Origin of the sequence: Planosporangium thailandense, assembly GCF_011947195.1 — a bacterium.
Classification (GTDB): Bacteria; Actinomycetota; Actinomycetes; order Mycobacteriales; family Micromonosporaceae; genus Planosporangium; species Planosporangium thailandense.
The window spans coordinates 1-21,046 of sequence record NZ_JAATVY010000007.1; the positions used below are offsets into that span (position 1 = coordinate 1).

Here is a 21,046-nt window from a genome sequence, read left to right on the forward strand (position 1 = left end):
AAGGCCGCCGCCCGGTTCCCCTACGTGGCCGCCTACCTGCCGTTCAACCGCCTCAAGGACGGAACCGTCCATGACTGGTGACGGCCGCGCCGCCACCAACCGGCGTGGTGCGACCCCGACCCGGCACATCGTCGTGATGGGGGTGTCCGGGTCCGGTAAGACCACCGTTGCCAAAGAGATAGGCAGGCTGACCGCCCTGGCCTTCGCCGAGGCGGACGAGTTCCACTCCGCGGACAACGTGGCCATGATGCGCGCCGGTGTGCCCCTCGACGACGCCGACCGCTGGCCCTGGCTGCGCGCGCTGGCCACTTGGATGGCCGCCCGCGCCGGGGAGGGGGTGTCGACGGTGCTGGCCTGTTCGGCGCTGAAGCGGTCCTACCGGGACGTGCTCCGGCTGGGGGCGCCGGACACGGAGTTCGTCCACCTCGACGGGCCCGTCGAGGTGATCCGCGAGCGGCTGGCGACCCGGGCCGGGCACTACATGCCGGCCAGCCTGCTCGACTCCCAGGTCGCGATCCTCGAGCCGCTGCAGGCCGACGAGTCCGGCCTGGTGCTCGACGCCTCGTTGACGCCGGCCGAGCTCGTGTCCGCGGCCGTCAGCAAGCTCGGGCTGCCCTGCCGCCGAGGCGAACCACCGGGTCAGCACGGCTGAGAGGACAGGCACCCGCCGCAGTGGGGCGCCCGTCCTGTCATGCAGGCCGTAGCCGACCTCACGTCCGACGCGGGTCGCGCCCGACCGGCCGGACCGCCCCGGGTCGGTAGGGTGCGGTACGTGGCAGACGCGGCGGCCGGACGGGCCGTGGACATTTACACCGACGGGGCGTGCAGCGGCAATCCCGGGCCGGGCGGCTGGGGAGCGCTGCTGCGCTACGGCGCCCACGAGAAGGAGCTGTGCGGCGGGGAGCCGGCGACGACCAACAACCGGATGGAGCTGATGGCCCCCATCCAGGCGCTGGAGAGCCTGACCCGCCCGGCGGTGGTCCGCCTGCACACCGACAGCACGTACGTGCGCGACGGCATCATGAAATGGCTGCCGCGGTGGAAGAGCAACGGCTGGCAGACCAGCGCCAAGCAGCCGGTGAAGAACGTCGACCTGTGGCAGCGGCTGGACGCCGCGGCCAGCCGCCACCAGGTGCAGTGGTACTGGGTCAAGGGCCACGCCGGGCACCCTGAGAACGAACGCGCCGACCGGCTGGCCGCCCGCGGTCTCGCCGAGTCCCGGGGGCGCTAGCCAGCCGGGCGCATCCAGTCGCGGGTACCGAAGGTCCGGCACGACGCGGCAGCGGTCTCCGCGGCGCGGCCCAGCGCCGCCACGAACGTCGTCTCGTCGAGCCGGCCGGCCGTCGCCAGCGCGTACGCGAAAGCGCCGTGGAACACGTCGCCGGCCCCGGTGGTGTCGACCACGTCGACGGCCGGAACCTCGACCTGTCCCGCCGAGGCCTGTCCCGCCGAGGCCTGTCCCGCCGGCGCGGGGCCGACCCAGCGCACCGGCTCGGCGCCGTCGGTGACCGCGACCCAGGGCACGCCCCGGTTCCGCAGTAGTTCCAGGGCCGGTTCGCCGGACGGCGCCCGCAGATCCGCCGAGCAGATCGCCACATCCACCAACGGGAACAGGTCGGGCAGGTGCGGCTTCCAGCTTCCACCGTCGAGGATCGCCGGCCGGTCGCCGGCCGCGGCGAGCGTCGCGCCGGCGAGTTCGGGATGGTGGCCGTCGACGAGCACCACGTCGGCGTCGCCGACGAGATCGGCGAGGGCGTCCGGCGGCCGCAGGCGCTGACCCAGCGCGTTGCGGGACACGACCGACCGGGCCCCGGTACCGGCGGTGACCAGCACGCTCGATACCGCCGGCGGCAGCTGAACGCCGGCCGCCAGGTCGACCAACCGGACGCCGAGGGCGTCGAGGTCGGCCTTGACCCCGGCGGCGAGCGGATGGTCGCCGACCCCGGTGACCAGTGTGGCCGAACCGCCGAGGTGGGCGAACGTGGCGGCCGCGTTGGCGGCTGGTCCGCCGGCCGCCACCACCTGCTCGACGGCGGTGGTCTTCTCGTTGGCGGCGGGCACCCGCTCGACCAGTTGGATCACGTCGAACGTGCAGAGCCCGGCGAACACGGCCCGGGGTGGCGTCATCGGGCCAGCGTGGCACACGGCGCGCCGCCACCTCGCACCCGGAAACACTACAAGACGTAGTAGCCTGCGGGTTCCAGCACCGGCCGCAGATCAGGAGCGTGCGCATGTCCTACCTTCAGAGAGGCGGGAGAAGGCTCTGAACGGGGCACCGCGCCGTCTGCGCACGATCACCGCCGGGACGTTGGCCGACACTCTCGCCGAGGCCACCGGTCGCCAACGCCGGGCCGACGCCGTACTGGCCGGCGGCGGCCCGGCGGGCAACGCCCGGCTGACCGCGTGGACCGGGCTCGCCCTGCTGACCCTGTTCCTCGCCGAACTGGTGACCCTTCTCGACGTACGCGGGCTGATCAGCTGGCACCTCGCGATCGGCGCGCTGCTCGTGCCGCCCGCGCTGCTCAAGACCGTGAGTACGGGCTGGCGCATCGCGCGGTACTACACCGGCGACCGGCCCTACCGCGAGTCCGGACCGCCCCCGCTGCTGCTACGGGTGCTCGGACCGCTCGTCGTCTTCGGCACCCTCGCCCTCCTGGGCTCCGGCCTGGCCCTGATCGTCACCGGTCCGCGGGCCGGGCAGGCGTCGCTGGGCAGCGTGCTCGGGTTCCCGCTGGACGTCCTCACCCTCCACAAAGCCGCGTTCGTCGGCTGGGGCGTCGTGACCGGACTGCACACGCTGTGCCGGCTGCTCCCGGCGCTGCGCCTGACCCTGCTGCCGCCCACGGCGCCGCGGCAGGCCGTACCCGGCCGGTGGCGCCGCGCCGGCGCGCTGGCCGCGACCGCCGCGATCGCGGCCGGCCTCGCGGTCGTCGTCGTGCACGCCGGTGACGCCTGGCGGACGCTGCCGGAGCGGCCGTTCCGGCACCACGGTCACTCCAAAGTGGAACCCGTCAGGTAATCCGACAGCACCGCGGCCTCCCGCCGCAACTGCTCGGCACGCTCCGGCCGGCCGGCGTCCTCGTACTCGCGTGCGGCGGCTACCCGCTCCGCCGCCTCGGCGCGAACGATGCGCTCCACCTGCGCCTCCGTCAGCGCCCGGCGCGCGACCTCGGCCGCGCCGACCCCGACGGGCGTCTGCTCGATCGCCAGCGATCCGGGACCGGACACCACCCCGTCGACCGCCTCGGCGTTGTCGACCGCCGCCAGCGCCGACCGCAGCGCCGTCACCGCCACGCGGTCGCGGGCCTTCATCGCGGCGGGAAGGGCTTCCCGCAGCCGCTGACGCAGCGGTACCGCGGGGTCGGGTCGGCCGGTGCCAGACGTGCTGGACGGCGTGCTGGACGGCGTGCTGGACATGGCCGCGACGGTACCGGCACGTTGCGTGTCCATCGACCGATATTCACGGATCGTCACCGGTGGAGCAGGACGAAGCCGTCCGACTCGGCCACGGTGCGGTAACCGGCGGCGCGCAGGGTGGCGACCTCGGCCGCGACGGCGGTCGCCGCGTACGGCCAGTCGGTGACGGCCGTGTCCGCCATCACCCAGGACGCCGTCACCGGGGTGCCGGCCGGTGGAAAGAGCCGGACCCGGCAGCGAGCGGTGAGCTGCGCGCTCAACCGGTTGGTCGCGGCGACCGGGGCGCCGTCCGGGATGCGGCTCAGCAGTGCGCGCGCCGCCACCACGCGAGGATCGGGGCGCCAGAACGCCGGGTCGGTCAGCTCCCACAACGGCCGGCTCGGAACGTACGCGAACGCCACGACCAGGCAGCCCACCGCGGCGGCGCCGCGGAGCCGGGCCGCAACCCGATCCGGCACGCCGATCCGGTCAAGCGCCCGCCGGCCGCCGACGGCATCGACGAACGCGGCGAAGACGATCACCATGGGTACGGCGTTGTAGTGGTACAGCGTCCCCCAGTAGCTGGGGTTGTCGGACAGGAACCGCCAGGCCAGCGTCGGCACGGCCAGCAGGATCAGCGGTGACCGCGCGGCGACGAACAGCCCCACCGCGAGCAACGCCAGGACCGTACCGGCCTGGACCGACCGCGCGCCGGGCACCGCGTCGCCGGCGTCGAACGCCTGCCAGTACGCGTACCGGTGCGCGGGGTTGAGCGCCGGCAGCACGACCCCGACGATCAGCACGGCCGAGGCGAGGCCGAACGCCACCGTCCACGCCCCGAGCCGGCGCTGGCCGCGCAGCAGGAGGTACCCACCGATCGCGGCGACAGTGAGCGGAAGGTCCTCCTTGACCGCGACCAGCGGCAGTGCCCACCCGACCGCGGCGACCCACCGGCGGCGCAGCAGGTTTTCCAGGCAGAACGCCAGCAGCGGCACCGCGAAGCAGATCTCGTGGAAGTCGAAGGTGACCGCCTCCTGGACGCCCCACGACAGCCCGTACGCCAGGCCGACGCAGGCGCCGCCCGCGACACCCAGTACCCGCACGGCCGCCCGGGTGATCGGGATCGCGGCGACGGCGAACAGCGCGGCCTGCGCCACGAGCAGCGTCTGTGGCCCCGGCACGAGCCGGTACAGCGGGGCGAGGAGCATCAGGATCGGATGGAAGTGGTCACCGAGCAGGTTGAAGCCGGGGCCCTTCAGCTCGGCGACCGGGGCGTGCCCGTGGGCGTAGCCGCGTACCGCCTGTTCGAAGATGCCCAGGTCGTAGCCGGTGGACCGGATCAGCTCGTGCTTGCGCAGGGCGAAACTGGTGTACCCGGCGAACAGCGCCGCGGCCAGCAGGTACGGCACCGTGGTCGCGGCGCGCCACCGGGCGGCCACGCCCGGTCGTACCGGCGCGGGTTCCGGCGTCGTCGTCGATGACTCGGTGAGCGAATCCATGGCGAGCACCATGACAGCCGGGCGCTGAGGCGGCCCTGAACCTCCTGAAGATCACTTCAGGTGCGCTCGACCCGCTGTGGCACGCTGGCCTGGATGCGGATCCTGCTGGTGGAAGACGAGCGGCGCATGGCCGAGGCGATCCGCCGAGGTCTGCAGGCCCACTCGTTCACCGTCGACGTGGTCCACGATGGACATTCCGCGCTGGCGAGTGCGGCACAACAGCGGTACGCCGCGATCGTGCTGGATCTCATGCTGCCCGGCCTCAACGGTTACCGGGTCTGCGCCGAGCTGCGCCGGACCGGCGACGCGACACCGGTGCTCATGCTGACCGCCAAGGACGGCGAGTACGACGAGGCGGAGGCGCTGGACACCGGCGCCGACGACTACCTGCGCAAGCCGTTCTCGTACGTGGTGCTGGTCGCGCGACTGCGGGCCCTGCTCCGGCGCGGTGGCGGCGCGCCGCCGGTGTTGCGCGTCGGCGACCTGGTCCTCGATCCGGCCACGCGCACGTGTGAGCGGGCCGGCCGGCCGGTCGACCTGACCCCGAAGGAGTTCGACGTGCTCGAATGCCTGATGCGCCGGGCCGGCGAGGTGGTCGCCAAGACCGAGATCCTCGACCAGGTCTGGGACCTGCACTACGCCCGCGACGTCAACCTCGTGGAGGTGTACGTGAGCGCCGTCCGCCGCAAGGTCGACGCGCCGTTCGGGGTACGGACCATCCACACTGTACGGGGCGTCGGGTACCGCCTGGAGGACTTCGATGCGTAGCGCGGTACGGCGGTTGCTGCCCCGCTCCGTACGTGCCCGGGCCGGGTTCGCCGCGGGGCTGGCCGCCACGGTGCTGTGCCTGGGCGCCGCCTTCTGGCTGCGTCACGTGGTGTACACCGAACGCATGCGCGCCACCGAGCAGAGCGCGCGGCGGGTGCTCTACAGCATGCAGACCACGCTGGTCGGCACGCCGTACGTCGATCCCGACAACCTCACCGTCTTCGTGTCGTTCAGCCCGGACGGGCCGTCCTCGGCGTACGTGACGGTCAGCGCCGACGGCCGGGTCTTCGGCGTCGGCGAGGGCCTCGGCATGATCAGCCAGGACCGGTCCCTGCTGCCGGCGCCACCGCCGGGGCCGGTGACCGAGCACGGGATCCGCCGGACCACGGTGCACGTGGGCGCGTTCCCGCCGGAGATGGGCGTCCGGTTCGCCAACCGCGCCTACCCCGTCCTGTATCTCGACATGGACCTCGACACTCCCCGCCAGCTCCAGCAGCTCGGGTACACCGCACGGGCGCTCGTCGCCTCGCCCGTCCGGCTCTACGTGTTCGTCACGCCGTTCGACGCCGAACGGGCGGTGGCCGCGATCGACCGGCTGCTCATCCCCGGCGTGCCCGCGGCGGTGCTGCTCGTCGCCGCGACGGCCTGGCTGGCCACCGACCGCGCCCTGCGACCGGTCGAGCGCATGCGCGCCCAGGCGGCCGAGTTCACCGCGAACGCCCTCGACCGGCGGCTGTCCGTGCCCGGCTCCGACGACGCCATCTCCCGGCTGGCCGTCACGTTCAACGACACCCTCGACCGGCTCGCCGAGGCCGCCCGGCGGCAGCGGCGGTTCATCGCCGACGCCGCCCACGAGCTGCGCAGCCCCATCGGCGGCGTGCACGCCATCCTGGAAGTCGCCGCGGCCCATCCCGACCGGGCCGACCACCCGGCGGTGTTCCGGGAGGCCATCGCGGAGGTCCGCCGGCTGGGCCGGCTCGCCGACGACCTGCTCCTGCTGGCTCGGCTCGAGGCCGTGCGGACCCCGCCCCGGGCCACCCCGGTCGACCTGGCCGCCCTGGCCCGGGAACGCGTCGTCGACCGGGGCCGCCTGCGGCGGCTGACGGTCACCTGTGACGCCCCTGCGAGCGCGGTGGTCCTCGGCGACCCGGTCCAGCTCGACCGGCTGCTGAGCAACCTGCTCGACAACGCCGAACGCCACGCGCGGCGCGCGATCGAGGTGTCGGTACACGAAGACGCCGACGAGCCGTGCCTGGTGCTGGCGGTCGCCGACGACGGCGCCGGCGTCGCGCCCGCCGACCGGGAGCGGGTCTTCCAGCCGTTCACCCGCCTGGACGACGCCCGCACCCGCAGTGCCGGGGGCACCGGGCTGGGCCTGGCGATCAGCCGGGACATCTGTGTGCGCCACGGCGGCTCGCTGGCCGTGGTCGACGCCGCGCTCGGCGGCGCGTGCTTCGTGGCCCGACTGCCCAACCCGCCACCGCCTCGGGGGATACCCGGCCCCACATGATTATCGATACGATCCGGATCGGCGATGACCACGACCGGGGTGGCCACCGCAGGGTGAAGGAGCCGCCATGCCGTTCGACGAAAGCCTCGACGACGGCCTGGACGACGGCCTCGACCGCAACGAAGACCCGCCGCGCGCGGTCCGGTCCGCGTCCAGGCTCCTGGTCGCCTGCGCGGCCGTCGCCGCGATCGACGCCGGACAGGCGATCCTGGCCGTACGCCACCTCAACGCCGCCGGTGACGTGCTGTCCCGGCTCGCACCGCAGAATGACGGTCCCGGCGTGGTACCCAACATCCGGTGGAGTCTGCTGTACGACACCACGGTCGCGGCCGCCCTCGCGCTGATGCTGGCTCCGCTGGGGTACCTCGTCCGGCGCCCGTCCCAGCCGGCCCGCATCGTCACCTGGTGCGTCGGGGCGGTCGGAGCGATGGCCCTGCTGGTCGGCATCGCCGGCAACCCCGACGACCTGGGGCAGCCGACCGGCGGCGAACCGGCCGAGGTGCAGCGGGCGATGCGTAACCTCCTCGCCGGCTGGTACCCGAGCACGCACGCGCTGGCCGTGGTAGCCGAGATCGTGGGGATCATCGCCGTGGCCGTGCTGCTCGCGCGCTCCAGCGTGGTCGACTTCTACCACCTCAGATCGCAGGGGGCGAAGCCCGGCCTGTGGTGGGAGGCGCGGCGCTGGCGGCCCGCCGACCGGTGACGCCGCTCCTCACGTTTCGCCGGTGACCTGCGAGACCGGGTCAGCGGGGTACGGCGCGCGTCCGGTCAGGTGCCGACGCCCGGTGACGAACGCCAGCCCGTACAGGATCGCGACGACGACGAGCAGGAACCGGTACCCGGTGATCATCGCCGTGTACTCCAGCACGCCGCCGACCATCGCGCCCAGCAGGTTCGCGGCGAACGCCGTCGTCGACGAACCGACGTCCCTGAACCGCTGGGCGAAGACCAGATTGGCCAGGAAGATCGGCGTGAACGCCAGGATGGTGGCGACGCCGAACCTCGGCAGCGCCGGCAACCGCAGCAGCGCGTACTGCGGCACCAGCCAGGCGACGGCCAGCGCGCCCAGCAGGCACGCGTACAGCACCGCGGGCCCGGGCAGGCGGACCCGCCGGGCGACTTCGACCGCGGCCAGGACACTGACCAGCACACCGGCGAACACCAGTGAGTTGACGAACCAGGTCGAGCCGAACAGCAGCGCGTACTGCACGATGCTCTTGGTCTCCAGCAGCATGAAAGCCGCGCCCATGAATGCCAGGTCGGTGTACCTGGCCAGGCCGCGCAGCGGCCCGCCGGCCACCCGGACGACGACGACCGACGCGATGAGCACGAGCCCGAGGATCCGCAGGTACAGCTCGGGGATCTGGCGGGTGGCCAGGTACGGGAACGGGTGGTCGTCGGTGGCGGGCTCCAGGCGCCGGCCGTGCCAGGGGCTTGCGCAGCCACGGACGGGCCCGGTGTTGGCGACGGTGAGGACCGCTTGGCGCCGCTCAGCCAGCGTGGAACCGAGCTCCGCGCACGGGGTCGCCCCGTACACCGTCCTGAGCGTCCCGGCGTACCGGTCCAGCAGGAACGGTTGGTAGTAGTTGTACATGGCGAAGGTGCCCGCCGGCTTGAGATGGTCCCGGGCCTCGCGCAACGCCTCGTCCGTGAGCAGGTAGTTCTCCAGCCGCAGGTTCGACTGGCCGGCCAGCAGCGTGAGGGAGTCCGGCAGGGCGAACAGGATCAGGTCGTAGCGGCGGCTGCTGCGGTGCAGGAACGCGCGCCCGTCGGCGACGTGGGCGGTCACCCGCGGGTCGGCGTACGGCCGGTTCGGATGGTGCACACGCCCCAGGTCCAGCAGGACCGGGTCGATCTCGACGGCGTCCACGTGCCGCGCACCCTGCGAGAGCGCCACCGCCACGTCGTTTCCGGTGCCGGCCCCGATCACCAGGACATCGCCCAACGACGCGCGGTCGACGTGCCGGTACGGGAAGAAGTAGAAGGGCTGGTTGCGGCGCAGGCGAGCGATGGGGTACGCCGTCTGGTGCGGGATGTTGTTCGCCCACACCTTCAGCGCACCAGGCGCGTTCGGCGGATGCTCTGCCGTCACCTTGTAGTACGGCGACCAGCGGTCGTTCGGTGCGGCCGACTCGGAGGCAAGGCCCACGACCACGCCTCCCAAGGCGCACAGCGCGACGGCGAAGCGCCAGCGCGGTCGGCGCGGCAGCAGCACGGCGAAGGTGACGGCGGCGACCAGCCCCCACGCGACCGGCGGCGCCCGAAGAAACGACAGCACCGAGAACACCCCGATGCCGCAGATGCTGCCGAGGATGTCCAGGCGGTAGGCCTCCAGCGGCTCGAACCGGGCGAAGACCCGCGCCACGCCCTGGCCGATGCCCGCCATGACCGCCACGGTCAGGCCGAAGATCACCGGTAGGCTGATCTTCAGCGGCAGCGGCGCCCAACCGAACCGCCCCTGCAACGACGGAGATCCCACCGCGATCAGCCTGGCCGGGAATGCCAGCACGAATACGACCAGGGCGGCCAGCGCCAGCGGCGCCCAGCCGAACAGCTCGTGCCGAGCGCCTGAGCGCAGGAAGCCCACCCCGATGCCGAGGAAGCTCGCCAGCAGGACGAAGTTCGTCAGGGACGCCAGGTTGATGTTGTTCGAGGCGGTCCAGCGGATCAGGGCCAGCTCGACCAGCAGCATCAGGAAGCTCAGCGCGACCAGCCGCGCCCGGCTCGCCCGCCCGGCCGGCGCGCTCACCGTGGGGGCCACCGCCTGCGCGTGTACGTGGCGGCCGGCCTGGCTCGCCCGCTGCGCCAGACTGCCCAACCAGCCAGAACCCTCAGGCATGGCAGCTCCTCCGTCGGTGCCCGCGTCGGGTACACCTCCCCGCCCACGGCACCGGTGAACCGCCGGTGACCTCACCGGTTCCCGCCGCCCCCGCGATAGTGGACATCTGTCACGTCGGGCGACACCCACAGCAACCACGGGACCAGGGCCTTCAACCCTGACCCGCGCTTTCGGGTCAGCGCGGCGCGATCGCGGCCAGCGCTTCCGGAAGGGCGTTCGCCAGGAGATCGGGGCGGAACCCGCACACCCGCAGGCTGAACCGGGGCGAACCGCCCTCCGGGGCGACGATGAGCACCGCCGCGCCGCCCTGCTCGTGGCGGCGGACGAGCCGGTCGAGCAGGCTCACCCCAGCGCTGTCCAGAAAGGACACCGCACCGAGATCGACGACCAACCCGGCGGTCGGCGTCGTCCGGCGGACGATCTCGTCCTCGACCGCATCGACGACCGCGCGGTCGACGTCGCCGTCCAGCCTTGCCACGTACCCGCCGGGCACCGCCAGCACCGCCGTCTGACCCTCGGTCACGCCGCAGCCTTCCAGGTGAGCCGGCGCCGCATCGTCACCACGGTGCCGGGCTCGGTGGCGCCGTCGCCAAGGCCGGTGGCACAGTCGCCGGGCTCGATCGAGACCCGGTCCATCAGCGACCTGATCAGCTCCAGACCCCGCCCGCGGTCGGTCTCCGGATTCGGGCGCCGCCACGATCCCCGGTCACGTACCGTCAGCTCCAGCACCCGGTCGACCACCTCAGCGCGCACCGAAACCACTCCGTCGTCGCACGCGCGGTAGCCGTGCTCGATGGCGTTGGCGGTGGCCTCCGAACAGACAAGCAGCAGCGCGTCCCGCTCGTCGGCAGTGAGCGGCATCGCGGAAAGCCACGAGCGGAAATCGTCCCGCAGGCTCTTCAGCTGGGCCACGTCGGCCGGCAGTTCCCGCTCGAACCGCGGCTCGACGCCGAACCGCACGCACAGCAGGCACACGTCGTCGTACTGGTCCGCCTCGACCAGCGCGTCGACGAGATCGGGAAGCATCGCGGTGAGCGGAGCCCGGCGCCGCCGCCCGGCCTCCCGCGCCAGGCGCGTCATCTGCTCCTCGAGCCCCGCGTCGCGGCGTTCGACCAGCCCATCGGTGTACAGCAGCAGCCGCGACCCGGGCCGCAGCCGCACCGCGTCCTCGGCCCGCGATCTGATACCGGCGTGGGCGGCCAGCGCACCCGAGCGACCGCCCCACAGGAACCGCCGGTCGCCGTCCGGTTCGAGCACCAGCGGCGGCAGGTGCCCGGCGCAGGCGAACCGCAGGTGGCCGGAGGTGAGGTCCAGCTCGCCGTAGACGACGGTCGACACGCGGCCGACGTCGAACCGGTCGACGAACCGGTCGAGCCGCTCCAGGAGGGCCGCCGGGTTGAGGCCGGTCGCCGCGAGAGCCCGGATCGCGCTGCGCAGCTGGCCCATCGCGCTGGCGGCCCGGATGCCCCGGCCGACGACGTCACCGACCACCAGGGCGACCTTGTGGGGACCGATCGGGAACGCGTCGTACCAGTCGCCGCCGACCTCCAGGCCGTCGCCGGCCGCCCGGTAGAAGGTGGTGACGGCGACCCGCGGGTCGTGCAGCGGCTCCCCGGCGAGCAGGCCGCGCTGGAGCGTGTGCGCGTTCTCCCGCTCCTGGTCGTACAGCCGGCCGTTCTCCAGCGCGAGGCCGGCCGACTCGGCCAGCTCGCCGAGGAAACCCAGGCGGCCGCGCACGTCTCGGGACCCGTCGAGCCCCATGACGAGCACGCCGGTGACCCGGCCGCTCGCCCGTAGCGGAAGCGCCACCTCCACGGCCGGACCGGTCCCGTCGACGTCGGTCGTGGCCACCTGAGGTGCGCCCGTGGCGAGCGCCGTCGCGACGTGCTGACCCGGCACCGCACCCGCGGAAGCGTCAGGAGCATCCTCGGCGGAAGCGGCGGAAGCGGCGGAAGCGGCGGAAGCGGCGGAAGCGGCGGAAGCGGCGGAAGCCTCGTCGGCGACCGGGAGGCTCGCACTGGCCAGCCGGGTCAGCCGGCGGTCGACCAGTACCTCGACCCTCGCCCAGCGGGCGATCTCCGGCACGAGCCGGGCCACCAGCCGGTCGGCACGTTGCCGCAGCCCGGGCGCCTCATCCAGATGACGGCTGAGGGCGGCGAAAAACTCGGCCTGCCGCCGTCGAACGACGGCCTCGGCATGCAGCTGCGCCCGCTCCAGCGCCTGTCCGGCCTGGTGGCCGAGGGTACGCAGCATCGGCAGATCGTCGTCGTCGACCTCGCCGGTGTCGTCGAACGACAGGCCCACCACGCCGATGGCCCGCTCCCCCACCGCGAGCGGCACGAACAGCGCCCGGTCCCGACCGATGTCGGCCAGGATCTCCGCGAACCCGGGGAACCGCCGCCGCGCCGCCTCGACCGAGGCGAGCTGGATGAGCTCGTTGCCGCGGACCGCCGCCGCATGGGGTAGATCGGCATCGAGCGGGGCGCGCAGCAGCAGCGGGTGGTGCGCCGCCCCGGCATGGTTGACCCGGACCAGCGTGGCGTCGTCGTCGGCGAGCAGCCACACCGCGCCGCCGACCGCCCGTACCGCCTGGCGCACGCCGCGCACCAGCACCTCGCCCACGTCCTCCGGGGTCAGGGCCGCCGCGAAGTCCGACACCAGCCCGTGCAGCACGGACAGCCGTTGCGCGGAGCGCTCCGCGAAGCGCTGGGCGGCGAGCAGCTCACGCTCGTACGTGCGGCGTGAACTGGCCTCGAAGACCATCGTCCGGATACCCGCGATCGCACCGGCCGCGTCGGCCCGTGCGACCGAGTTGACCAGGGCGGGTATCCGGGAGCCGTCGCGCCGCAGCAGCTCGAGCGCGATCTCGCGGACCTCACCCTGCATGCGTAGCAACGGCCCGTAGTGGGTCTCGTAGTAGATCCGGCCACCGACGCTGAGCAGGCTCTGGTACGTGCGCCGGCCGACCAGGTCGGCACGGTCGTACCCGAGCCAGTCCAGGAGGGTACGGTTGATCTTGACGATGACGCCGTCGGGATCGGTCGACAGGTAGCCGCACGGGGCGTTCTCGTACAGCTCCTCGGCACTCTCCTCCAACGGACCGCTGGCGCCCCGGGCGGGCTCAGCGGTCATCGGGGCGCCCGAAGATAAGCCTTGATCGCCGCGACTGTCTCAACTGGAGCGCTCAGGTTGGGGCAGTGCCCGGTGGCGTTCAGCACGACCAGTTCGCTGCCGGGTATCTGACCGTGCACGTACTCACCGACGGACATCGGGGCGATCACATCGTCCGAGCACTGCAGGATCAGCGTGGGGACGGCGACCTTCGCCAGGTCCGCGCGGTTGTCGGAGGTGAAGGTGAGCTGGGCGAACTGCCGGGCGACGACCGGATCGGTGCGACAGAAGCTGTTGGTCAGCTCCTCGGCCAGCTCCGGCCGGTCGGCGTTCGCCATGATCACCGGAGCGATCGCGCGGGACCAGCCGAGGTAGTTGCTGTCCACCGAGTCGAGCAGTTCGTCGATCTCCGCCCGGGTGAAGCCCCCCACGTACCCGTCCGCCGGATCGTCGATGTAGCGGGGTGACGGGCCGACGAGGACCAGGTTGGCGAAGCGGTCGGGCTCCCGCAGGGCCGCGAGCACGCCGATCATGGAGCTGACCGAGTGCCCGACGAAGGTGACGTCCCACAGGTCGAGCTCGTGCACGATGTCGAGCACGTCGGAGGCGTAGGCGTCCAGCGACGCGTAGCGGTCGGTGGAGTACGCGGCGAGGTCCGACCGCCCGTACCCGACGTGGTCGAACAGGACGACCCGGTGGGTATCGGTGAACTCGGGCGCGACGAATCGCCACATGTTCTGGTCGCAGCCGTAGCCGTGAGCGAACATCATCGGCGACCCGTCGGCGCGGCCGGTCTCGGTCACGCAGTTCCTCGCTACGGCTGTCACGGACCCACAATACGTTCTCGTATCTGGACGGCGTTTGGGCAAGGAATGGGGGATCTGCGGCACCTCCGACAGCTCCGGTCCGTCGTCAGTCGGTCATCGGGCCGGTACGGACAGTGCCCGACCGGCCTGGGTCTGCGGCCCGAACGCGGTCAGGAACCGGTCGCGGAAGGTGTCCATCCGCCAGACCGGGGCCTGCGGACCGGGCTTCAGGCCGTCCTGCCAGCCCCATCCGGAGATCCGGTCCAGCACGGCGGGATCCTTGGCGACGATCGTGATGGGTGTGTCCCGGCTGGCGAACTCGCCGGTGACGACCGCCGGCTGGTGGTCGCCGAAGAAGACGAGCACGAGGTTGTCGTCGCCGTAGTTCTTGACCCACGAGATGAGGGCGCTCAGCGAGTACGCGATGGAGGTGGCGTACGCGGTCTTGATCCGGCCGGGGTCGCGCCACACGTACGCCGGCTGGGGGCCTTCCTTGGCCATGGGGCCGTAGACCGAGCCGTCACCGACGGCGGTCCAGTCGATCATATGCGGTACGGGCGCCCAGGGCGCATGGCTCGAGGTGAGCGGCATCTCCACGAACAACGGGTCGCGGTTCGGTTTGCCGTACTCGAGCCGCTGGAACGCCGACAACGTGTACTGGTCGGGCATGGTGCCGAGGGTGAAGGCCGGACCGTGGTAGTCGAGGTTCTGGGCGGCGTACACCTGGTCGTAGTGGTAGAAGGCGCCCTCCGGCCATGTTCCGGCGGTACCCGGCATGACGCTGACCGTCCGCCAGTTCGCGCGGTGGAAGGCGCCGGCGAGCGTCAGCCGGTTGCTCGACACGAGCTGGCTGTAGCGCTGCTCGGTGTTGATCCACAGGCCGGACTGGAGCGTGGAGTGGGCGAGCCAGCTGCCACCGCCGTACGTCGGTGAGGTCACGAACGCGCTGCGCGCGCTGAACCCGGCGGCGGTCAGGTCGCGCGTGCCGTTGTCGAGTACCGGGTCGACGATCGACGCGAGCGCCGGATCCTCGATCGCGGAACGGCCGTAGCTTTCGATGATGGGGACGACGACATCCTTGCCGCGCAGCGCGGTCAGCAGCTGGTCGCCCGGGGTGTCACGGAAGGCGTCGTGCGCGAGCTGCCCGGCGAACACCTTCGGATCGTTCAGGCTCGCGTGCGCCAGGCGGGCGCTGTCGTAGGCGACGGCGGCGCCGCTCGCGGCGGCTACCGGCACGCCCGGGACGAGCTGCGCGCCGAGCAGGGCACAGGCGAGCCAGGCGACCGCGAGCGCCGCGACGGTGCGGCCGGTCGTGGCCCGGTGCCCGGCCGCGAGGCGGGTCAGGCGCAGCATCGACAACGTCAGGAAGACGAACATGGCGGCGGCGACGACCACCACGGCGGCCGCGGCGGCGATCGCTCCGGCCTGTCCGATCGACTTGCCGAGGGTGTTCACGGCGTCGCGGAGCAGCTTCGAGTCGATCACCGGGTCGAACGCCCGGCCGAGAGCCTCGTAGAAGCCCATGTCGAGAAGTTTCAGGATGGTCAGCAGACCGAGGAGGAGCCCGGCGACCACCGCGACGACGCGCCCCGCCCGCGCCGGCAGGAGAAGGAGGAGGGCGACGACGACGAGCCCTTCCAGCGGGATCTGTACGAGCGCCGCCGGTCTGAGGCTGCCGAGCTGGTCAGGAAGGATGAGCGCGCCGAACACGAGCAGGCCGGCGAGGACGGTGGTCACCCGGGACGCGATCGGGCGCCGCCGGGCACCGGCGGTGGTTTCCGGACCCGGGTCGCTCGCCGCGGGCGTCGGGTCCTGAGTTTCCTGGGTCGACAACCGACGATCCTCCTCCGTGAGGTTGCGGGCTGGCTGGTCACGCGCGCTGGTTGGTCACTGTGGTGCGCCTTGGTCACTGTGGTCCCCGCCGTTCCGGGTTCCGGTTACGTCCCCGCCTGCCGGCAGACGAACGGAAGGTCGAGTCCGTGGGCGGCCCGGCTGACCTTCGCCGCCAGGTAGCCCGCGTTGACCGGGGACAGGTACACGCCGGTCGGCACCCGTTCGGTCACGGTCAGCCCGAGCCTGGTGAGCTGCTCTTCCTTGTCCGGGTTGTTGGTCAGCAGAGCGCAGCGCTCCACGCCGAGGGCGGCGAGCATCTGCGCGGCGGCGGCGTAGTCACGCTCGTCCTCGTCGCGGCCGAGCGCGAGGTTCGCTTCGTAGGTGTCGAGCCCGGCGTCCTGCAGCGCGTACGCGTCGAGCTTGGCGTAAAGGCCGATGCCTCGACCCTCCTGGCGCAGGTACAGCAGGAACCCGCCGGCGGCGCTGATCCGTTCGACCGCCTCCCGCAGTTGCGGACCGCAGTCGCACCGCTGACTGCCGAACACGTCCCCGGTCAGGCATTCGCTGTGCGGACGTACCAGCGGCGCGGATCCTCCCGCCGGGTACCCGTCCGGCGAACCGGACCGGTCCCCCAGCCCGAACGCGAGATGTTCCCGGCCGTCCACCAGCCCGTCGAAGGAGAACACGCGCGCCGTCGTGGCGTACCCGTCGGGGAATCGCAACGGTACGGTCACCTGCGTCCGGATCGTCGCCACCGGCAGTATCTCGTTCATCGGTCTCCTTCTTCAGACGGTGCTTTCCACCCGGCCACCACGCCACCTCCGCCACGCCACATCCGCCACATCCGGCTGATCCGCGGCAGCACCAGTACGCAGGCGCCGGGGAGGCTCGAGACGAGCACCAGTGCCCCGTACACCACGGCGGTCGCGAGTCCCTGCGCGACGGTCAGTCCGGCGGCGCCGAAGGCCCAGGCGGCCACGCCCTCGCGCGGCCCCCAGCCCCCGACGTTCAGGGGCAGCCCCATGGCGAGCAGCGCCAGCAACGTCAGCGGTACCAGCCGGGACAGCGGCGCGCCTGAGCCGGCGGTGTGCGCCGCGACCACGAACGTCGCCAGGTGACCGCAGACGACCACGACGGACGCGACCACGATGCCCGGCCAGCGGCGGGGGGCGAGCAGCGCGTCGCGGATGTCGGCCTTCGAGGTGCGCAGCGCCCGTGCCCACCGGGAGAGTCCACTGCTCGGCAGCGCCCGGGCCACGAGGACGGCACCGAGGCCCACCGCCACGGCCGCGGCGGCCACGGCCGGCATGTACCGCCGCACCGGCGACGGGAACACCAGCAGCACGATGAACGCCATCGCGGCCTGGACGATCTGCCCGGCGGAGCGTTCCCACACCACCGCCCGGACGCCACGGCCGACGTCGCCGACGTTGCGCCCGTGGTCCACGGCGCGATGGACGTCGCCGAGCACACCGCCGGGGAGCGTCGCGTTGAGGAACACCGACCGGTAGCAGTGGGCCACGGCGGTACGCAACGGCAGCCGTACCCCGAGCCCGCGGGCGACCAGGCTCCACCGCCAGCCGCAGCACACCGTGGTCACCGCGCCGATGGCGAGCGCCGCGGCGAGCGCGCCGGCGTCGATGACGCGCAGCCCCGCCAGGAACGGTCCGGTGCCCAGTCGCCACAGCAGAAGCGCGACGATGGCCGCTCCGGCGACCGGCCGGGCCCAGGCCCAGAGCGGTCGGGCCCAGGCCCGTAACGACCGGGTCGGGCGGACGGCCGGCCGTGGCGCGGGCAGGGCCACCGGCGTGGGTGCCGATACGCTGTGCAACTGGCCTCCTTCGAACGGCATCTGTCTGCCAGACACGCACCGCCGGGGTCGCGGGTTCACGGACAACGGGGTTCAGGGACAACTGGATTCACGGACAACGCGGTTCTCACAGCCAACCGGGGTTCGCGGACGACGGCGTCGACGGATCGGGCGCCCAACGTCACGGACACCCGGCGAGAAGGTCGTGGTGGTGTACCACCGCGCCGAGCCGGCCTTCGGCGATCTCCGCCAGCCGGCGGGACGCGTACGCCTCCGCCTCCCCGGCCAGCTCCGGCTGCTGTTCGCAGGCCGCGCCGAGCCAGCCTCGGAACCACTCGGCCGTCAGGTCGGCCTGATCCACGCCGAGCCGCCACGGGCTGGACCGGATCGCGACCGGCACGCCGCGCCGGCGGAACGCATCGGCGCACGCCCCGACGGCGTCGGGCCCGAGTAGCGTGCGGCCGCCTGTCGTCCGGCGCTGGTGGGCGTTGAAAGCCGCGGCGACGGCCGCGTCGAGCGGATCGGCCGGCGTCAGCTCGACCCGCCCGATCACCGAGATCGTCAGCAGGGTCGGGCAGCCGGCTTCGGCGCACGTCGTCACGACCCGCTCGACCTCGTCGGCGGTCAGCATGTCCAGCAGCGCGGAGGCGGTGATCAGGGAGACGCCACGCAGATCCTCGGTGGTCAGCCGGGTGATGTCGCGTTCCCGCGTCTCGACCGTGACCGGCGTACCGTCCGCCGCGCGGATCGGATCCGCGGTGGCGCGCGCAAGCAGGTCGGCATCCCGGTCGTACAGGACCCAGTGCTGCGGGCCGGGCAAACGTGGGGCCAGCCAGCGCGCCATCGAACCGGTGCCGCTGCCCAGGTCATGGATGACCGGCCGGGGCGCGGACGCCAGGTGAGGGCGCAAGTGTTCGACGAGCTCCGGCGCGCGGGCGGCGGCGTCGGCCGCCTCCCGGAGCGCGAGCCAGTCGGCGAATGCGCGGGTCATGTGGATGCTCCGTTCAGGACGTTCGAGATGCGCACGGCGGTGACCGCCCAGCCGGTCAACGTGGCTCGGCGGGCGAGGGCGGAGCGTCGCAGGTGGCCGCGCAGGTCGGGCTCGGTGAGCCAGCGGCGCAGGGCGTCCGCCAACGCCCCCGGGGCGGCGGGCTCGACGAGGATGCCCGGCGTGCTGCCGTCCGGCGCGCGGCCCACGGCCTCGGGCAGGCCGTTCGCGGCGGTCGCGAGTGCCGGGATACCGCGCGCGAGCGCCTCGGTGACCACCATGCCGTACGTCTCGCCGCGCGACGCCAGCACCAGCAGATCGGCGGCGGCGTACGCGGCGTCGAGATCGCTCCCGGTACGCGGACCGACCAGGCGCACCCGGTCGGCCAGACCGTAGCCGTCGAGCCGGCGCCGGAGCCGCGCGACGAAGCCGGGGTCGCGGCTCAGCGCGCCGACGCACACACAGCTCCAGGTCAGGTCCGCGACCTTGGCGAGGGCGTCGGCCAACACGTCGTGGCCCTTGTGCGGGGTGACGGCGGCGACGCACAGCAGCCGGGTGCCGGCGTCCGAACCGGGCACCGGCGGCGCGGGGTCCACTCCGGGCGTGGCGACGTGTACCCGGTCGGCGGGCAGCCCGTACGCCTCCCGCAGTCGGGCCTTCGTCCAGTGGCTCGTGGTGACGACCGCGCGCGCGGCCGACAGCGCGTCGGCCTCGGACTCGTCGCCGAGCGGCAGATGCACGAGAACGACCAGCGACAGCCGGCGCGCCGCGGGCACCAGCACGTCCGGGGCGCACGAGGCGACCAGACCGTCGAGCAGGACGACCGCGCCGTCGGGTAGCCCGGCGAGTACGCGGGCCAGGCCGGCGCGTTCCGCGTCGCTCGGTCGGGGCCAGGCGCCGGCCACGGCGTGTTCGCGTACCGCCCATCCCAGCGCGGCCAGCCCCTGGCAGACCCGGCGGTCGTAGGTGTTGCCGCCGCTCGGGGTCGCCGGATCGTCGATGTCGTTCGGCAGGACGACGTGCAGCTCCCTCATGGCGGGCGTGGTCATAGCGCCCGTGGTCATAGCGCCCGTTCGTAGCTGGCCCAGGCGATGTGCGACTCGTGGAGGGTGACGGCGATGCCGGACAGTCCCCGGGCGCCTTCACCCAGCGCGCCCGCGTGCACCCGGTCGGCGAGGCGGTCGGCGATCACCTTCGCCAGCGCCTCGGTCGAGGTGTTCATACTGGCGAACGCGGGCTCGTCGTCGAGGTTGCGGTAGTTGAGCTGGCTCAGGACGTCGTGCAGCTCGCTCGCGGCCCGACCGATGTCGACGACGAGGTTGTCGGCGTCGAGCTCGGCGCGCCGGAACGTGGCGTCGACCACGAACGTCGCGCCGTGCAGGCGCTGCGCGGGCCCGAAGACCTCGCCGCGGAAACTGTGGGCGATCATGATGTGATCACGGACGGTCACGCTGAACACGCAGATCAATCTCCGTCGAAGGTTGCGTCGTAGGTTCCGTTGTAGGTGATGAGGTGGCACAGCCCGGTCAGCTCCCCCGCGGTCATCCGGGCGAGCACCTGCGGTAGCTCGTCGAAGCGGGACTCGCCGGTGATGAGGGCGTCGAACACCGGGTCGCGCAGCAGCTCGCACGCGAGCGCCAACCGGTCGGAGAACGTACGACTCCCCCGCCGGGCCGGCGAGACGGTACCGACCTGGCTGCTGCGGATGGTCAGCCGTCCGGAGTGGAACGACCCGCCGAGCGAGAGACTGACCTCGCGGTCGCCGTACCAGCTCAGTTCGATGACCGTACCCTCCGGCGCGAGCAGCTCCAGCGCGCGCTGCAGCCCGGCCGAGGTCGCGCTCGCGTGCACGACGAGGTCGCGACCGGGGGCGGCCTCCCCTGGCAGGGCGAACTCCACGCCCAGCGCCTCGGCGACGCCGGCCCGGGCCGGGTCGGCGTCGACCAGCTGGACCCGCACGCCGGGGAACCGGGCGGCCAGGGCCGCGACGCTGCAACCCACCATACCGGCGCCGACGACCGTGACCCGATCGCCGACGAGCGGCGCGGCGTCCCACAGGGCATTGACGGCCGTCTCCACCGTACCGGCAAGTACGGCCCGCGCCGGCGGAACACCGTCGGGTACCGGAATCACCGCGTCGGCCGGGACGACGTACATGGTCTGGTGAGGGTACAGGCAGAAGACGGTACGCCCGAGCAGCCCCTGGTTACCGTCCGTAACCACACCGACGCTAAGGTAGCCGTACTTCACCGGTCCGGGGAAGTCGCCCTCCTGGAACGGCGCGCGCATCGCGGCGTACTGGCTGGCGGGTACGCGGCCGGCGAAGACCAGCGTCTCGGTGCCCCGGCTGACGCCGGAGTACCGGGTGCGCACGAGGACCTCGTCCGGACCGGGCTCGGGTACCGTAGCCGGCCGGAGCTCACCCTCGCCGGGCGCCCGGAGCCAGAAGGCGCGGGCCTCACGCGTCATGGGGCGTCCTCCTCACC

At 72.9% G+C, this 21,046-nt stretch carries 20 protein-coding genes; 6 read left to right on the forward strand and 14 right to left on the reverse strand.

The annotated features are described in order from the left end of the window. The first annotated feature begins 70 nt into the window (after window positions 1–70). A complete protein-coding gene (locus HC031_RS12490) occupies window positions 71–652 on the forward strand; it encodes a gluconokinase (protein ID WP_167925439.1) in 582 nt (193 codons plus the stop codon). 120 nt (window positions 653–772) lie between these two features. Beyond that, window positions 773–1,231 (forward strand): ribonuclease HI, encoded by a 459-nt coding sequence (gene rnhA / locus HC031_RS12495; RefSeq protein ID WP_338090626.1) that lies wholly within the window; start codon window positions 773–775, stop codon window positions 1,229–1,231. On the opposite strand, the gene HC031_RS12500 is transcribed toward rnhA, so the two are convergent. Then, the gene (locus HC031_RS12500) at window positions 1,228–2,127 is read right to left on the reverse strand and encodes a PfkB family carbohydrate kinase (RefSeq protein WP_167925441.1); all 900 of its coding nucleotides are present in this window, start codon (window positions 2,125–2,127) and stop codon (window positions 1,228–1,230) included. The genes rnhA and HC031_RS12500 overlap by 4 nt on opposite strands. A gap of 181 nt (window positions 2,128–2,308) precedes the next feature. Between HC031_RS12500 and HC031_RS12505 the strand changes: the two genes are divergently transcribed. Continuing rightward, complete coding sequence (locus tag HC031_RS12505; RefSeq protein ID WP_167925442.1) at window positions 2,309–3,019, forward strand: hypothetical protein; 711 nt, start codon at window positions 2,309–2,311, stop codon at window positions 3,017–3,019. Here the strand turns inward: HC031_RS12505 and HC031_RS12510 are convergent. Together HC031_RS12510 and HC031_RS12515 are read right to left on the reverse strand one after the other, a co-directional pair. After that, a complete protein-coding gene (locus HC031_RS12510; protein ID WP_167925443.1) occupies window positions 2,992–3,417 on the reverse strand; it encodes a GatB/YqeY domain-containing protein in 426 nt (141 codons plus the stop codon). The genes HC031_RS12505 and HC031_RS12510 overlap by 28 nt on opposite strands. A 53-nt stretch (window positions 3,418–3,470) precedes the next feature. Beyond that, window positions 3,471–4,895, reverse strand: coding sequence for a DUF2079 domain-containing protein (locus HC031_RS12515; RefSeq protein WP_167925444.1), 1,425 nt, complete (start codon window positions 4,893–4,895; stop codon window positions 3,471–3,473). Window positions 4,896–4,988: 93 nt separating this feature from the next. On the opposite strand from HC031_RS12515, the gene HC031_RS12520 reads away from it, so the two are divergent. From HC031_RS12520 to HC031_RS12530, 3 genes are all read left to right on the forward strand, one after another. After that, entirely contained in the window at window positions 4,989–5,663 is a 675-nt protein-coding gene (locus HC031_RS12520) for a response regulator transcription factor (RefSeq protein ID WP_167925445.1), read from the forward strand. Further along, window positions 5,656–7,173 (forward strand): sensor histidine kinase, encoded by a 1,518-nt coding sequence (locus HC031_RS12525; RefSeq protein WP_167925446.1) that lies wholly within the window; start codon window positions 5,656–5,658, stop codon window positions 7,171–7,173. The genes HC031_RS12520 and HC031_RS12525 overlap by 8 nt, the downstream gene beginning before the upstream one ends. Before the next feature lie 67 nt (window positions 7,174–7,240). Further along, a complete protein-coding gene (locus tag HC031_RS12530; protein ID WP_167925447.1) occupies window positions 7,241–7,876 on the forward strand; it encodes a hypothetical protein in 636 nt (211 codons plus the stop codon). A 9-nt stretch (window positions 7,877–7,885) separates the two neighbouring features. Here the strand turns inward: HC031_RS12530 and HC031_RS12535 are convergent, their stop codons facing one another. The 11 genes from HC031_RS12535 to HC031_RS12585 all read right to left on the reverse strand — a co-directional run bounded on the left by HC031_RS12535 (window position 7,886) and on the right by HC031_RS12585 (window position 21,029). Beyond that, a complete protein-coding gene (locus HC031_RS12535; RefSeq protein ID WP_205862662.1) occupies window positions 7,886–10,012 on the reverse strand; it encodes a spermine/spermidine synthase domain-containing protein in 2,127 nt (708 codons plus the stop codon). 175 nt (window positions 10,013–10,187) lie between these two features. Continuing rightward, window positions 10,188–10,535 carry an STAS domain-containing protein gene (locus HC031_RS12540; RefSeq protein WP_167925448.1) on the reverse strand — a complete coding sequence of 116 codons (348 nt, stop codon included), beginning with the start codon at window positions 10,533–10,535 and terminating at the stop codon, window positions 10,188–10,190. Beyond that, on the reverse strand, window positions 10,532–13,144 hold the full coding sequence (locus HC031_RS12545; protein WP_167925449.1) for a SpoIIE family protein phosphatase: 2,613 nt from the start codon (window positions 13,142–13,144) through the stop codon (window positions 10,532–10,534). Before HC031_RS12545 ends, HC031_RS12540 begins: the two co-directional genes overlap by 4 nt. After that, a complete protein-coding gene (locus tag HC031_RS12550) occupies window positions 13,141–13,950 on the reverse strand; it encodes an alpha/beta fold hydrolase (protein WP_338090627.1) in 810 nt (269 codons plus the stop codon). The genes HC031_RS12545 and HC031_RS12550 overlap by 4 nt, the downstream gene beginning before the upstream one ends. 93 nt (window positions 13,951–14,043) lie before the next feature. Then, the gene (locus HC031_RS12555) at window positions 14,044–15,762 is read right to left on the reverse strand and encodes an alkaline phosphatase family protein (RefSeq protein WP_240942431.1); all 1,719 of its coding nucleotides are present in this window, start codon (window positions 15,760–15,762) and stop codon (window positions 14,044–14,046) included. Window positions 15,763–15,866: 104 nt separating this feature from the next. Next, complete coding sequence (locus HC031_RS12560; protein WP_338090641.1) at window positions 15,867–16,526, reverse strand: GTP cyclohydrolase II; 660 nt, start codon at window positions 16,524–16,526, stop codon at window positions 15,867–15,869. A 5-nt stretch (window positions 16,527–16,531) separates the two neighbouring features. Next, window positions 16,532–17,614, reverse strand: a complete 1,083-nt coding sequence (locus tag HC031_RS12565; protein ID WP_167925451.1) for a lysylphosphatidylglycerol synthase transmembrane domain-containing protein — start codon at window positions 17,612–17,614, stop codon at window positions 16,532–16,534. Between the two features lie 139 nt (window positions 17,615–17,753). Next, the gene (locus HC031_RS12570; protein WP_167925452.1) at window positions 17,754–18,563 is read right to left on the reverse strand and encodes a class I SAM-dependent methyltransferase; all 810 of its coding nucleotides are present in this window, start codon (window positions 18,561–18,563) and stop codon (window positions 17,754–17,756) included. After that, on the reverse strand, window positions 18,560–19,624 hold the full coding sequence (locus tag HC031_RS12575; RefSeq protein ID WP_240942432.1) for a glycosyltransferase family 4 protein: 1,065 nt from the start codon (window positions 19,622–19,624) through the stop codon (window positions 18,560–18,562). The genes HC031_RS12570 and HC031_RS12575 overlap by 4 nt, the downstream gene beginning before the upstream one ends. Continuing rightward, complete coding sequence (locus HC031_RS12580) at window positions 19,621–20,019, reverse strand: 6-carboxytetrahydropterin synthase (RefSeq protein WP_167925453.1); 399 nt, start codon at window positions 20,017–20,019, stop codon at window positions 19,621–19,623. The genes HC031_RS12575 and HC031_RS12580 overlap by 4 nt, the downstream gene beginning before the upstream one ends. Before the next feature lie 5 nt (window positions 20,020–20,024). Further along, window positions 20,025–21,029 carry a zinc-dependent alcohol dehydrogenase gene (locus tag HC031_RS12585; protein WP_167925454.1) on the reverse strand — a complete coding sequence of 335 codons (1,005 nt, stop codon included), beginning with the start codon at window positions 21,027–21,029 and terminating at the stop codon, window positions 20,025–20,027. Window positions 21,030–21,046: the final 17 nt, after the last annotated feature.